Origin of the sequence: Pseudomonas sp. PDM27, assembly GCF_019219205.1 — a bacterium.
GTDB lineage: Bacteria > Pseudomonadota > Gammaproteobacteria > Pseudomonadales > Pseudomonadaceae > Aquipseudomonas > Aquipseudomonas laurylsulfatiphila.
This window is the reverse complement of record NZ_JAHUWF010000003.1, coordinates 55,218-69,341: the sequence shown is the minus strand read 5'-3', so window position 1 is coordinate 69,341 and position 14,124 is coordinate 55,218. Positions and strand designations below refer to the sequence as shown.

Annotated in this window: 10 protein-coding genes and 1 tRNA gene; 4 read left to right on the top strand and 7 right to left on the bottom strand. The window is 60.1% G+C overall.

The features are described from left to right. Positions 1-37: 37 nt before the first annotated feature. The 3 genes from KW838_RS08155 to KW838_RS08145 all read right to left on the bottom strand — a co-directional run bounded on the left by KW838_RS08155 (position 38) and on the right by KW838_RS08145 (position 3,210). Positions 38-832, bottom strand: a complete 795-nt coding sequence (locus tag KW838_RS08155; RefSeq protein WP_218500855.1) for a carbon-nitrogen hydrolase family protein — start codon at positions 830-832, stop codon at positions 38-40. Between the two features lie 12 nt (positions 833-844). Beyond that, positions 845-2,527 (bottom strand): NAD(P)/FAD-dependent oxidoreductase, encoded by a 1,683-nt coding sequence (locus tag KW838_RS08150; protein WP_007980300.1) that lies wholly within the window; start codon positions 2,525-2,527, stop codon positions 845-847. 221 nt (positions 2,528-2,748) lie between these two features. Next, positions 2,749-3,210, bottom strand: a complete 462-nt coding sequence (locus tag KW838_RS08145; protein WP_007980298.1) for an Lrp/AsnC family transcriptional regulator — start codon at positions 3,208-3,210, stop codon at positions 2,749-2,751. A gap of 185 nt (positions 3,211-3,395) precedes the next feature. Here KW838_RS08145 and KW838_RS08140 point away from each other — a divergent pair, with 185 nt between their 5' ends. Further along, positions 3,396-5,750, top strand: coding sequence for a glucose/quinate/shikimate family membrane-bound PQQ-dependent dehydrogenase (locus KW838_RS08140; protein WP_218500854.1), 2,355 nt, complete (start codon positions 3,396-3,398; stop codon positions 5,748-5,750). Positions 5,751-5,934: 184 nt separating this feature from the next. After that, on the top strand, positions 5,935-6,567 hold the full coding sequence (locus tag KW838_RS08135; RefSeq protein ID WP_218501014.1) for a peptidase M41: 633 nt from the start codon (positions 5,935-5,937) through the stop codon (positions 6,565-6,567). 86 nt (positions 6,568-6,653) lie between these two features. Here the strand turns inward: KW838_RS08135 and KW838_RS08130 are convergent, their stop codons facing one another. Further along, positions 6,654-6,962 (bottom strand): DUF3077 domain-containing protein, encoded by a 309-nt coding sequence (locus tag KW838_RS08130; protein ID WP_218500853.1) that lies wholly within the window; start codon positions 6,960-6,962, stop codon positions 6,654-6,656. Positions 6,963-7,516: 554 nt separating this feature from the next. Between KW838_RS08130 and KW838_RS08125 the strand changes: the two genes are divergently transcribed. Together KW838_RS08125 and KW838_RS08120 are read left to right on the top strand one after the other, a co-directional pair. Beyond that, entirely contained in the window at positions 7,517-7,882 is a 366-nt protein-coding gene (locus tag KW838_RS08125) for a type II toxin-antitoxin system RelE/ParE family toxin (protein WP_015097075.1), read from the top strand. Then, on the top strand, positions 7,875-8,180 hold the full coding sequence (locus KW838_RS08120; protein ID WP_007980287.1) for an XRE family transcriptional regulator: 306 nt from the start codon (positions 7,875-7,877) through the stop codon (positions 8,178-8,180). The genes KW838_RS08125 and KW838_RS08120 overlap by 8 nt, the downstream gene beginning before the upstream one ends. Positions 8,181-8,254: 74 nt before the next feature. Here the strand turns inward: KW838_RS08120 and KW838_RS08115 are convergent. The 3 genes from KW838_RS08115 to rpoD form a co-directional block, all read right to left on the bottom strand. Beyond that, positions 8,255-8,331, bottom strand: a tRNA-Ile gene (locus tag KW838_RS08115). 15 nt (positions 8,332-8,346) lie between these two features. Continuing rightward, a complete protein-coding gene (locus tag KW838_RS08110; protein WP_218500852.1) occupies positions 8,347-12,093 on the bottom strand; it encodes a bifunctional diguanylate cyclase/phosphodiesterase in 3,747 nt (1,248 codons plus the stop codon). Between the two features lie 124 nt (positions 12,094-12,217). Further along, on the bottom strand, positions 12,218-14,065 hold the full coding sequence (gene rpoD / locus KW838_RS08105; RefSeq protein ID WP_007980239.1) for an RNA polymerase sigma factor RpoD: 1,848 nt from the start codon (positions 14,063-14,065) through the stop codon (positions 12,218-12,220). Positions 14,066-14,124 lie beyond the last annotated feature (59 nt).

Here is a 14,124-nt window from a genome sequence, read left to right as displayed (position 1 = left end):
GGCACTTCCAGAACAGTGAAGTGCCAATGCTAGCGGATTAGGACTTGTTCAGCTCGCCGTAAAGCTCGGGACGACGATCGATCAGGTAGCGATTGGCGGCACGGGAATCGACCATCAACTGTCGATCCAGCTCACCGACAATCAGCGACTCATCCAGTCCCGCCTGAGCGATACGGCTGCCATCCGGCGCAGCAATGCTGCTCTGGCCGCAATAGTGGATGTCGCCTTCATGGCCACAGTAGTTGGCGTAAGCCACATAGCATTGGTTTTCGAAGGCGCGGGAACGCACGGTGACATCGGCGACGAAATCGAACGGAATCATGTTCGCGGTCGGCACCAGAATCAGCTCGGCGCCGCCCAGGGCCAGGCGTCGGGCATTCTCCGGAAACTCCAGGTCGTAGCAGATCAGGAAACCGAGTTTCCAGCCGTTGAGCTCAACGATGGGAAACTCATCGGAACCTGCACTGAACATCGAGTGATCGAGGTCGCCGAACAAGTGCGTCTTGCGGTAGTTGCACACGCGCTCGCCATTGGCGTCGATCAACTGCACGGCGTTGTAGATCTGCCCGTCCCCGGTGCGCTCGGGATAGCCATACAAGATGGCAATCCCGGTTGCCTTGGCAATGCGCGCGATCTGCTGCGCCGACTCACCGTTGTACACCTCCGCCAACACGCTGACGGCATCGACGCCGATGTTGTAGCCGGTCAGGAACATCTCCGGCAGTACCAGCAGGTCCGCGCCTTTTGCCTCCAGCGCCAGTTGTTGCAGGCGTTGCAGGTTGCCGGTGACATCCAGCGGCAACGGTGGACATTGGTAAAGGGCTACGCGCATTTCGGATTCCTCTTACTCGGGCAGGGCGATCGGTCCGATCTCGTTGAATACATCTCCTGGACCCGGATTCTCGGCGTGAGTTGCACCGCCGAAGTGTTTCATGATGCCCCACACCGCGTTGAGCGAGGTCTGAACCGCGCCTTCAACCCAGGCTGGCGTCCACGAGACGTCGTCGCCAGCGATGAAGATCCCGCGCTGTTCTGCCGGCATGTCGTCCTGCATGAAGTGCGCGTACATGCGCTGGTTGTAGCGGTAGTGACCGGGCAGTGCGCCTTTGAACGCGCCGAGGAAATGCGGGTCGGCTTCCCAGGACACTGTGATCGGATCGCCAATGATCCGTGCGGCGATGTCGACTTTCGGGTAGATCTTCTTCAGTGCATCCAGCGCCAGTTTCACGCGTTTTTCCACTGGGTGCGGGAGCATTTTCAGCGCGTCGCTCATCCACGAGTACGACAGGCAAATCACCCCTGGCTTGTCGTCGCCGTTGTCGAACAGGTAGGTGCCACGGGTCAGGCGATCGGTGAGGGTCATGCTCATCAGGTCGCGGCCGGTTTCCGGATCCTTGTCCTTCCAGAACGGGCGGTCGACCATCACGAAGGTTTTCGACGATTGCATGTAGCGGGTGCGGTCCAGGGCCATCCACATCTTTTGCGAGAACAGGGTTTCGTCGCATTCGATCTGGGTGGTCAGCAGCCAGCTCTGGCACGTGGTCAACACGGCGGCGTATTCGCGGGTGTCGCCCCAGTTGTCGGTGACGGCGAAACGGCCGCCCGGTGCGTGGGCAATCTTCTTCACGCCGGTGCGCGGCGCGCCGCTGTGCAGGGAGCTGAGGCTGGTACCGGCCGGCCAGTGCGCGCAACGCTCCGGCACATGGCGCCAGATGCCTTGTGGCACCTGTTCCACGCCGCCGACCACCAGGTGCTGGTGATCGTCGCAGTTGGTCATCACCACGCGGAAGATTTCCAGCATCGAGTTGGGGAAGTCCGAATCCCAGCCGCCGGTGCCGAAACCGACCTGGCCAAACACTTCGCGGTGATGGAACGACAGCTTGGCAAAGGCTTTGGAAGTGGCGACAAAATCATAGAAGGTGCGGTCGTCCCACAGTGGCACCAGGGTGTTCCACAGTTCCTTGAGGCGCGGCACGTCGCGGTCGCGAATGGCTTGCTGGATATCCGAGAACTGCGAGCCGGCTTCCAGGGCGTCGGCCCAGGCGTCAGCCACTTCCTGGAACAGCGCAGGAAGGTCCGACAGCTTCTGTGCGTAATGGGTCTGGCCTTCGAGGTCGATGACCGTGCTGCCCGATGCAGGCGTCAGCGGGTTGGGGAACGGTTTGGTTTCCAGGCCGAGCTTGTCGACGTAGTGATAGAACGCGGTGGACGACACCGGGAAGCGCATGCCTCCCAGTTCGGCCACGATGCCTTCGGCGCCGTTGAAGGCCTGGGAACGCAGACGGCCACCCATTTTCGAGGCTTCGTAGACGACCGGTTTCAGCCCCAGTTTCATCAGCTCATACGCGGCCACCAGACCGGCAATCCCGCCGCCGACAATCGCCACTTCGGCACCGTGATTGTGCTCGGGAATACTGCCCAGGCCAGCCGGGTGTTCGATCCAGTCGTCGAAGGCGAAGGGAAAGTCCGGGCCGAAAATGGTGATTGGTTTTTTACCGTCTGCAGGATGGCGATTGTTCTTGTTCATGGCTGACCTTGCTGGCGACCCGACGCGGAATGCGCATCTGAGTATAGGAAAAGATGCCCGCCATTCTAGAGAGCACAGAACACGTTAATAAGACGCAAAGTGTCGTCGTTTTGCCATTTTATTGGTCAATATGACGATATCGATGTACACACTGTCCACTGTGGGAGCGGGCTTGCCCGCGAAGAGGCCCGACCAGACACCACCAAACCATCGGCACAAACTCAAACCGGCTGCCCCCGATCAATCTTGCTGCTCAAGATGATCGACGTCGTAGTCTTCTCCACCCCATCCACACTGCCAATCTGATCCAGCAACTGATCCAGCTGCTCCGGCGAATCGGTGCGCAACCACGCCACATAATCAAATTCGCCACTCACCGCACACAGCTGCTGTACCTGCGCCATCGCGCTCAGGCGGCGCAACACCTCCTTGCCGGAACGCGGTTGCACCGTGATCCCGACATACGCCTGCAACCCGCCGTCCACCACCCGCTGCCCGAGGCGCACGCCGTAACCGGTGATCACTTTGGCTTTTTCCAGCCGCGCCAGGCGCGAGGTGACGGTGGTGCGGGCGATGCCCAGTTGCCGGGCGAGCATGGCCACGCTCTCGCGAGCATTGATCTGCAGGGCTGCAATCAACTGGCGGTCGATTTCGTCGAGAACGGGCGGGCGAGTGTCAGGCAAAGCGTTATCTCCAGCGGCATGGATCAGTGCGCAAGCATGTTACAGGCAGATTCTGTATGACGCTCGCGACGGATCCCTGATCCAGCCTCCGTACCGTTCATGACATTTCTGCCTGCGACAAATTGCCATAAGTAACCAGTTAGTACATTATTCCGCCCTTGTCACAAATGGGGAAAATGTCCGACATGAACAATTCTGGGGCTGCCGCCGGCAGCAAATGGTTGCTGGCGGGGCTGGGTGTGCTGATTGCACTGATCGGGCTCGGCCTGGCGGGTGGCGGCGGCTATCTGATTGCGCTGGGCGGCAGTGGGTATTTCCTGCTGATGGGCCTGGCGATGCTGGTGTCCGGCCTGTTGATTGCCCGTCGCAAGCCGCTGGGCGCCTGGCTGTATGGTGTGGCGCTGGTCCTCACCGCGATCTGGGCGGTATGGGATGCCGGTCTTGAATACTGGCCGCTGGTCTCGCGGGTGCTGACCTTCGCCGTGATCGGTCTGGTGGTGGCGCTGATCTATCCGACCCTGGTCCGCGCTTCGGGCGCGACCGGCGGGCGTGGCGCCTACGGTCTGGCCGGCATTCTGGGTGTGGGCGTTGTAGCGACGATGGCCTACATGTTCGTGCCGACCCACGTGGTCAAGGCCTCCGTTGAACCTGCGGTAACGCCGGTCCTGCCGGGCACCGAGCAGAAAGACTGGGCGCACTGGGGCAACACCACCGCCGGCAACCGCTTTGCCGCGCTGGACCAGATCAACAAGGGCAACATCGACAAGTTGCAGGTCGCCTGGACCTTCCGCACCGGCGATATCCCGCAAAGCACCGGTGCCGGCGCCGAAGACCAGAACACCCCGCTGCAGATCGGTGACACGGTCTACACCTGCACCGCCTACGGCAAAGTCTTCGCTCTGGATGCCGACACCGGCGCCCAGCGCTGGAAATTCGACCCGCAAGGCACCGCGCCCAACTGGCAGCGCTGCCGTGGCCTGGGCTACTCCGAAACCCCGGCGTCTTCGGACAATCAGCCAACCGCCTGTACGAAACGTCTGTTTCTGCCGACCGGCGATGCCCGTCTGATCGCCATCAACGCCGACACCGGCAAGCCCTGCGAAGAGTTCGGCAACAAAGGCACCGTCGACCTGACCACCGACATGGGCGAAGTGAAGCCCGGTTACTACCAGCAAACCTCGACCCCATTGGTCGCAGGGGACGTGGTGATCGTTGGCGGCCGCGTGGCCGACAACTACTCCACCGGCGAACCGCCGGGCGTGGTGCGTGCCTACGACGTGCGCAGCGGCGAACTGGTGTGGGCGTGGGATCCGGGCAATCCGAACACCACTAAACGTCCGCCCGCCGGTGAGACTTACACCCGTGGCACGCCGAACGTGTGGTCGGCCATGTCCTACGACGCCAAACTCGGTCTGGTCTACCTGCCGACCGGCAACGCAACGCCAGACTTCTTCGGCGGTCAACGCACCGAGTTCGACGACAAGTGGAGCTCGTCCATCGTCGCCATCGACGTGAAAACCGGTCAGGTGCGCTGGCACTTCCAGACCACTCACCACGACCTGTGGGACTTCGACCTGCCGGCGCAACCGCTGCTGTACGACGTGCCGGACGACAAGGGCGGGACCCAGCCAGCCCTGGCGCAAGTCACCAAGCAGGGCGAGATCTTCCTGCTCAACCGCGAAACCGGCGTACCGATTGCCCGCGTCGAAGAACGTCTGGTGCCACAAGGCAAGGTTCCCGGCGAACGCTATTCGCAAACCCAGCCGTTCTCGGTCGACATGCCGTCAATCGGCAACAAGACCCTGACCGAGTCCGATATGTGGGGCGCCACGCCGTTTGACCAGTTGATGTGCCGCATCCAGTTCAAAGGCATGCGCCACGAAGGCGTCTACACCCCGCCGGGCATGGACCGCGCCCTGCAGTTCCCGGGCTCGCTGGGCGGCATGAACTGGGGCAGTGTCTCGGTTGATCCGAACACCAGCTACATGTTCGTCAACGACATGCGCCTGGGCCTGGCCAACTACATGATCCCGCGCGACAAGATCAAAGCCGGAGCCAGCGGCATCGAAATGGGCGTGGTGCCGCAGGAAGGCACACCGTTCGGCGCCATGCGCGAGCGCTTCCTCTCGGCGGTTGGCATTCCGTGCCAGAAACCACCGTTCGGCACCATGTCCGCCATCGACCTCAAGACCCACAAACTGATGTGGCAAGTCCCGGTCGGCACCGTACAGGACACCGGCCCGCTGGGCATCCGCATGCACCTGCCGATCCCGATCGGCATGCCGACCCTCGGCGCATCGCTCGCCACCCAGTCGGGCCTGCTGTTCTTCGCCGGCACCCAGGACTTCTACCTGCGCGCCTTCGACACCGGCAACGGCAACGAAATCTGGAAGTCGCGCTTGCCGGTGGGCAGCCAGTCCGGGCCGATGACCTACGTTTCACCGAAAACCGGCAGGCAGTACATCCTGCTGACGGTGGGCGGTGCGCGTCAGTCGACGGATCGTGGGGATTATGTGATTGCCTACGCTTTGCCCAAGTAAGGTGGTGTAGGAGCGAGCTTGCTCGCGATGGACGTTAACGATAACGCGTGCTGTCTGAATGGCCGCGGCGCGTTCAAGTCCATCGCGAGCAAGCTCGCTCCTACATGATTGTGCGGGGCGACAGGATGGACAGCGACCGTCACTCGTAGTCGAATGCGAGTACGAAGGATCCGAGGCAATGGACATGACGACGAACCTGCCTGCCGCTGTACGCGACCGCGCATTGCAGATCGCCCATCACGAAATGGGGCACTACGTGGTGGCCCGCGCCCTGGGATTTGAAACGGGCGGCGTGACCCTGACCGTGACCAGGGATTTGCGCCACCAGGGTGGGGCCTCCATTACGCTGGTGCGCCCCATTTTGTCGATAGATGCCATGAAGGAACATCTGGAAGCCCGGATGATGGTGCTCCTGGCGGGCGCTATGGCGCAGACACTCGCTTCAAAATCTTCAACCGCAAAACACGTCGACAAGCTCAAAGCCACCGCCATCCTCAAAGGCGAGCAGGGGGCGGAACAGGACTACGCAAAAATCAGGGAGCTTCAGCATCTGCTGCGCAACATCGTCTACCCCGATACCGATTCGGCGTCGAACGAGCGCATAACGGCGGAGCTTAAAGCGATGACTGATCGGGTGTGGGGTCGGACGCAAAAAATCATCGAGGATCAGGCCGAGACGATTGCCGAATTGGCAGGGGCGCTGGTGGACGGTATGGCTCTTGTGGAGCAATGGGGGCGGGCGGCGGATACGTATGAGGTGGTGTTCACCGGGCCGATGCTGGAACGGCTGCGGGCCGTGCAGCCCATACCATCGTGATGTGTTTGGACTGAAGAGCCTGGCCCTATCAGTCCCAAAAAGGGAACGCTCGGTCCCTTTTTGGGAATTTTCAGGCTCTGTTTATTCTATTGATCTGCTTGTGCTCTCGTTTGAGCAGGTCTGCGCATCAACACCTTCACTACATCATCAATCACCGCTTTGCTCATCGTCGTCAGGTAGTGCGCGGCCCAGGCGTGGCGGTCGGAGTCTTGAGCGTAGGCGGCGTCCACGGTCAGGGACTTGGCGAGGTAGAGCAGGTCGGAGGCTTGGGCCAGGGCGTCGGCGATGGGGACGTTGTGGCAGACGTGGAACAGTGGTTGGTCCGAGAGAAACAGGAAGGGCGTGAAGCCAATGGTTTTCAGCTCTGAGGGTGCGGGCGAATCTGTTTTGGTCATGGTCATACTCCAGCGTTAGAGGAGTCGCCACGTTCGTTTCCAAGCGAATGGGTGGCGGCTGTGCGCAGGTTGGAAACCGGGGACCAAAGATCCGGCACGCCCAAAGGCGTCCCGCGCACAGCTGCCATAACACAGGGTTCGCAGTCGTCAAAAAACGTCTGGAATCGTGGTGGGGATGCTGTTGCGCTGTGATCCGACGGGTTTCCAAGCCCGATCGCTGAATGCTCAGCGACGTCCGGAGACTATCCCGTCAAAGAAAAGCGCAACAAGGCGGCAAAGTGCCCAAAAGCAAGATTCGGAGTTTGCCTACAAGGTCCTAAGGCGTCATCCGATATTTCGACACCCTCAGTAAACGAAGACTGGCACGACGAGCGATTTTCCAGGCCGGTGCATCCTTTGAGTCGTTGCGCCAAACGCCTGGTATCCGCGTTGTCATGAGGCCGCCCCGCCAGTAACCATCGCTAACAATTGACAGGGGACTCAGGGTGGTTGGGCACCGCTGAAGCTCATAAATTTATTCCTTTGAGGTTATATTCCTTTGGTGGCATATTTGTATGAAATGGGACGTCGAATACACGGATGAATTTGAGGCCTGGTGGGATCGCCTGAACGAGGCCGAACAGGACTCGGTTCAGGCCACGGTGATGTTGCTGGGCGAGGATGGCCCACACTTGGGTTTTCCGCATACCAGCGATATCAAGGGTTCACGGCATGGCAACCTGCGTGAGTTAAGGGTGCAGCACGCTGGCAGGCCGTACCGTGTGCTGTACGCGTTTGATCCACGGCGCAGCGCGATCCTGCTGATTGGCGGTGATAAAACCGGCCAGGAGCGTTGGTATGCGGAACACGTGCCACTGGCCGAGCGTCTCTACGACGAGCACTTGGAAACATTGATGAAAGAGGGCTATGACAATGGCTAAAAAATTTGCTGATTTGGTGGCACGTCGCTCTCCAGAGTCTCAAGCGCGTGTCGAGGCCTTGCATCAGAAGCTACGAGCTCAAATGCCGTTGCACGAGTTGCGTCAGGCGCAAGCGTTGAGTCAGGACACACTGGCCAGGACACTGCATGTCAACCAGGCGGCGATCTCCAAGATGGAGCGGCGAACGGACATGTACATCAGTACTTTGCGCAACTACATCCGCGCCATGGGGGGCGAGCTGGAAATCATCGCCACTTTCCCCGAGGGCCAGGTAAAGATCGAGAACTTTGCCAGCTGAACGATTAACAAATGGCTCTACTGTTTCGGTCTATCCAGACACGCAAAAGCCGCGCAATGCGCGGCTTTCTTGTTTGGTGGGCCCACACGGACTTGAACCGTGGACCAAAGGATTATGAGTCCTCTGCTCTAACCAACTGAGCTATAGGCCCTCAGTAGGTCGCGGATTATAGCGACGGTTTCGCGGCTGTGCTATCCGAAAAAGCCATTACGGTTGTACGAAGAAACGTCGCGGCGAATTCGTCGGGGGGCAAGGGCAGGCTGACAATGTAGCCCTGGATCTGTTCGCAGCCCTCGGCGGCGAGGAATTGCTGTTGCGCTTGGGTCTCGACGCCTTCGGCAATCACGGTGAATTGCATGCTGCGTCCGAGGGCGATGATGGCGCGTACGATTGCCGCATCGTGGGGGTCGTCCGGCAGGCCGCGGACGAAGGACTGGTCGATCTTGAGGATGTCCAGCGGCAGGCGCTTGAGGTAGCTCAGGGACGAGTAGCCGGTGCCGAAGTCATCGATGGCCAGTTGCACGCCCAGATGTTTGAGTTGATGCAGCACCGCCAGCGCTTCTTCGGCCTGGCTCATGATGAAGTTTTCGGTGATTTCCAGTTGCAGGAATCCGGGGTTGAGGCCGTTGTCCTTGAGCAACTGTTCGATGCGGCCCAGCAGGTTGGGCTGGCGCAATTGGGCGCCGGCAAGGTTGACCGACAGCGGGCCGGGGCTTTCGTACAGCCGGTGCCATTCGGCCATCTGCCGGCAGGCGGTTTCCAGGACCCAGTCGCCGATTTGCAGGATCATGCCGTTTTCTTCAGCCAGCGGGATGAAGTGTTCCCGCGGCACGTCGCCAAAGGTCGGGTGGCGCCAGCGGATCAGGGCTTCGGCGCCGACCAGGCTGTAGTCGACGAGGCTGATTTTCGGTTGGTAGCACAGGTGCAACTCGTTGCGTTCGATGGCGCGGCGCAGTTCATGTTCCAGCGCCACGCGTTCGCTGGCCTGGGCGGTGAGGTCGCGGGTGTAGCTTTCGACGCGGTTGCGGCCCTTGGCTTTGGAGCGGTACATCGCTGCGTCGGCGTTCTTGATCAGCGTGGCAACATCGCAGCCATCCTTGGGATAGAGGCTGGTGCCGATGCTGGAGCTGATGAAAAACTCGTGTTCGCCGGCCTGGAACGGCGCGGCGAAACAATTGAGCAATTTGGTGGCGATGTTGTCGGCATCACTGGGTTGTTGCAGGCCCGGCAGCAGGATAATGAACTCGTCACCGCCCAGGCGTGCCACGGTGTCGATGTCCCGCAACTGCTCCTTGAGACGTACGGCAATGCCCTTGAGCAGCAGGTCGCCCACCGGGTGGCCGAGGCTGTCGTTGATGTGCTTGAAGCGGTCAAGGTCAAGGAACAGCACGGCGCCCTGGCCGCCGTTCTCCTGCTGGTTGTTGAGTGCCATCAGCAAGCGGTTTTCGAACAGCGTGCGGTTCGGCAGGCCGGTCAGCGGGTCGTGGTGCGCCTGGTAGTCGAGCTTGGCCTGGGCATGCTTGAGGCTGGAGATGTCGGCGAATACCGCGACAAAGTGGGTGATGAACTTGTCACGGTTGCGCACGGCGCTGATGGTCAGCCAGCTCGGGTACAGCTCGCCATTTTTGCGCCGATTGGAAATCTCGCCCTGCCAATGACCTTCGGCAGTCAATTGATGCCACATGGCCGCGTAGAACGCGCTGTCATGCAAGCCCGAAGCGAGCAGCCGTGGCGTGTGGCCCAGCGCTTCGCTTTCGCTGTAACCGGTGATTTCGGTGAAGGCACGGTTGACCGCGCTGATGTGCTGTTGGGTATCGGTGATCAACACGCCTTCGGCGGTGCTTTCGAACACGGTCGCGGCTTGTTGCAGTTTTTCCTGCATCAGGTGCCGCTCGGTGATGTCCCGGGCGATGGTCAGCATGCAGTCGTCATCGCCGATCGGCAGCGGACGGCTGGACACCTCACAGAGACGGATCTGCCCGTCGCTGCGGCGGATATGGCAACTGAAGTCGCGGACAAAACCGTCCCGATGCAGCAGGTCGAGCATTTGTTTGCGTTCATTGAGATTGACCCAGATCCCCAGGTCCAACACCGAGCGATCCACCGACATGGCGCTGTTGAATCCGGTGATGCGACTGAAACCCTCGTTGACCTCCAACAGCAAACCGTCACTTTGCCGCGACAGCAACAGGCCGTCGGGGGACGCATGGAAAGCCTTGGCGAACTTTTCTTCGGACGTTTGCAGTTGTTGCTGGGTTTCCTTGAGCTGTGTGATGTCTCGCACCACGACCACCAGTGCCGGTGTCATGTCGAGGTCGAACGGTTCAGCGGAGATCAGCCCGGTGAACACCTGGCCGTTGCTGCGACGAAAGGGCATTTCCAGGTTGCGGATGCTGCCGGCCTGCAAGCGTTGCAACAGACCCGGCCCAACGCCGGGAATCCCCCAGATGTTCAGGTCGGTGGCGGTCAGTCCAATGACGTCCTCGGCCTTGAGGCCGATCTGTTCTTCGAACGCTTCGTTGACCTCCAGCAGGCAACCGTCGCTCAGGCGGGCGATCACCAGAATGTCAGGGCATTGCTGGAACACGGAAGCGAATTTCTGTTCTGACAAGCGCAGCGCTTCTTCGGTGCGCTTGGCATCGGTGATGTCAATCATCAGCCCGCGCATCACCGGCTCATGTCCGTGTTCGATCAGGCTGACGATATCGCGCACCCACAGGCAGCGCCCGTCGGCGGTGATCACCCGGTAATCGAGGCTGTGATCGCGCCCGGCCAGCACTTCGTGATCGCAGAAAGTCTGGGCACGAATCAGGTCGGCGGGGTGAATGATGTTGCGCCAGAAGCCCGGAATCAGCCAATGGGAGAGGGGATAGCCAAGAAGATCTTCGGCGTGGGGCGATACATAGCTGTAGGTGTAGTCGGTGACCTTTGCTTCCCAGGCGATGGCCGACAGGCTCTCTACCAGGCCACGGTAGTGGTACTCGCTGCTGCGCAGTTCCTGTTCAAGATCGACCCGGCGGGCGATTTCCGAACTCAAGCGGCGGTTGATGCGGATAACCGACGCCAATACCAGGGTCAGCAACAGCAATCCGGGCAGGCCATACATAAGCAGGTCATTCCAGAATGTCCGATGATCGATGACGTTACCGACCCAATGCTCCTGAATGGCGCTGATTTCGGCGGGGCTCATGTCCGCCAGGACTTTGTCGAGAATGCCGACGAGGATTGCGTTGTCGCGGGGTACTGCCATGGCCAGTTGATAGCGATAGGGGGTTTCACCGCTGACATACAAGCCGTCGAGCTTGAGCTGACGCAGGCTCCAGACGCTGGACGCTAGATCGCCCACCACCGCATCCACTGCACCGGTGGCCAGCGCCTGTAACGCCGAGCTGACGTTGGGCATCGCCACCAGGTTCAGGTCGGGATTGTGGGTTCGCAGCAGTTCGTGGGGGGCGTAGTTTTCCACCACGGCGATTTTCAGGCCATACAGGTCTTGCAATTTGTGTGGCTGGGCGCCCCTGACATGGGCCAGGATGACGATCGGAAAATCCAGATAGGGGCGGGTGAACGACAGGTATTTCTGGCGTTCCGGGGTCGACATGATGCCCGGCAGCAGGTCGATTTTGCCCTTTTTGGCTTGTTCCAGGACGGCGGTCCAGCTCACCGGCTCGATGGGCGTGAGCCGGGTTTTCAGCCGTTGGCGAATGACCTCGATGTAATCCGCGGCAAGGCCCTGGTAGCGGCCCTCATCGTCGCGAAACTCGAAGGGCGGCCACGATGCATCGACACCCAGGCGCAAGTCCGGGTGAGCCGCCAGCCAGCTACGTTCATCCTCAGTTAGAGTCAGCGCGCCAGCCGTTGCGGTCCAGGTCATGAGCGACAGCAAAAAAAGCACGGTCGGCAGTCTGGGCATAACGGTCTCGTTATGGCTCTTGGGAATGCTTCGAGTGTAGACGGGCTATAGGGCGGAGGGGGAGGTGTGGAGATATTAATCTGCCATAAAACAAAACCCCCGGCCTGGGCCGGGGGTTTTGTGATCACTCGTCGAGGAAGGAGCGCAGATGCTCGCTTCTCGTCGGGTGGCGCAACTTGCGCAGCGCCTTGGCTTCGATCTGACGAATCCGCTCGCGGGTCACGTCAAACTGTTTACCAACCTCTTCGAGGGTGTGGTCGGTATTCATGTCGATACCGAAACGCATGCGCAGTACCTTGGCTTCACGGGCAGTGAGGCCGGACAGCACTTCGCGAGTCGCTTCTTTAAGGCTCTCAACGGTTGCAACATCGATTGGCGACTGCATGGTCGAGTCTTCGATGAAGTCACCCAGATGGGAGTCTTCGTCATCACCGATCGGGGTTTCCATGGAGATCGGCTCTTTAGCGATCTTCAATACCTTGCGGATCTTGTCCTCAGGCATTTCCATGCGTTCGCCCAGCTCTTCCGGGGTCGGTTCGCGACCCATTTCCTGCAGCATCTGCCGGGAAATGCGGTTGAGCTTGTTGATCGTCTCGATCATGTGCACCGGAATACGGATGGTGCGGGCCTGGTCGGCGATCGAGCGAGTGATCGCCTGACGGATCCACCAGGTGGCATAAGTCGAGAACTTGTAGCCGCGACGGTATTCGAACTTGTCTACCGCTTTCATCAAGCCGATGTTGCCTTCCTGGATCAGATCGAGGAATTGCAGGCCACGGTTGGTGTACTTCTTGGCGATCGAGATCACCAGACGCAAGTTGGCTTCAACCATCTCTTTCTTCGCGCGGCGGGCCTTGGCCTCACCGATCGACATGCGACGGTTGATGTCCTTGATCTCGGCGATGGTCAAACCTGTTTCGGTTTCCAGCGCAGTCAGCTTCTGCTGGCAACGGACGATGTCCGGCTGCAGGCGGCCAATGGCTTCAGCGTATTTGCTTTTGCCTTTGGCCAGGGCGTCACTCCAGCTTTCGTCGACTTCGTTGCCCGGGAACTGGCGCAGGAAGTCTGCACGCGGCATGCGTGCATCACGAACGCAGAGCTGCATGATTGCACGCTCTTGCTGACGCAGGCGATCCAGGGCGCTGCGAACACGCTCGACCAGGGCTTCGAATTGCTTCGGCACCAGTTTGATCGGCATGAACAGGTCGGCCAGGGCCAGCAACTCGGCAATCGCTGCCTTGTTGTGACGACCGTGCTTTTTCAGCGCCTTGCGGGTGATTTCCATCTGATCGGCCACGGCGCCAAAACGCTGGGCGGCGATGATCGGATCCGGACCGCTTTCGGCTTCTTCCTCGTCATCCGAGGCTTCACCGTCTTCGTCGTCGGTGTCGTCATCCGCCTTGACGGCTTTCGCGTCAATCGGTGGCGGCACTTCTGCCGCAGGCGGCGCGATGCCGTCGTCCGGGTCGATATAACCGCTCAGGACGTCGGACAGGCGGCCACCTTCGGTGGTGACGCGGGTGTACTCGGAGAGAATATGATCAACCGTGCCAGGGAAGTGCGCGATGGCGCTCATCACCTCACGGATGCCCTCTTCAATACGCTTGGCGATTTCAATTTCGCCTTCACGCGTGAGGAGCTCCACCGTACCCATTTCGCGCATGTACATGCGCACCGGGTCGGTAGTGCGACCAATGTCGGTCTCGACCGCAGCCAACGCTGCAGCGGCCTCTTCGGCTGCGGCTTCGTCGGTATCGGCGTCGGCCAGCATAAGGGAATCCTTATCTGGCGCAACCTCGAATACGTTGATCCCCATGTCATTGATCATGCGGATGATGTCTTCCACCTGTTCCGGATCTGAAATATCCTCCGGCAGGTGGTCGTTGACCTCCGCGTAAGTCAGGTAGCCCTGCTCACGACCAAGTGTGATCAACTCTTTGATACGAGACTGCTGTTGCGCTTTTCCGGACATAACACCCTATCCACTGAAGGTCTTGGCGGGCAAAAAACAAGCCGAGGATTATACCTGAG

Coding starts and splice junctions, on each gene's coding strand:
- KW838_RS08155 (WP_218500855.1), bottom strand. CDS start 832: ATGCGCGTAGCCCTTTACCAATGTCCACCGTTGCCGCTGGATGTCACC.
- KW838_RS08125 (WP_015097075.1), top strand. CDS start 7,517: ATGAAATGGGACGTCGAATACACGGATGAATTTGAGGCCTGGTGGGAT.
- KW838_RS08110 (WP_218500852.1), bottom strand. CDS start 12,093: ATGCCCAGACTGCCGACCGTGCTTTTTTTGCTGTCGCTCATGACCTGG.
- KW838_RS08140 (WP_218500854.1), top strand. CDS start 3,396: ATGAACAATTCTGGGGCTGCCGCCGGCAGCAAATGGTTGCTGGCGGGG.
- rpoD (WP_007980239.1), bottom strand. CDS start 14,065: ATGTCCGGAAAAGCGCAACAGCAGTCTCGTATCAAAGAGTTGATCACA.
- KW838_RS08130 (WP_218500853.1), bottom strand. CDS start 6,962: ATGACCAAAACAGATTCGCCCGCACCCTCAGAGCTGAAAACCATTGGC.
- KW838_RS08135 (WP_218501014.1), top strand. CDS start 5,935: ATGACGACGAACCTGCCTGCCGCTGTACGCGACCGCGCATTGCAGATC.
- KW838_RS08120 (WP_007980287.1), top strand. CDS start 7,875: ATGGCTAAAAAATTTGCTGATTTGGTGGCACGTCGCTCTCCAGAGTCT.
- KW838_RS08150 (WP_007980300.1), bottom strand. CDS start 2,527: ATGAACAAGAACAATCGCCATCCTGCAGACGGTAAAAAACCAATCACC.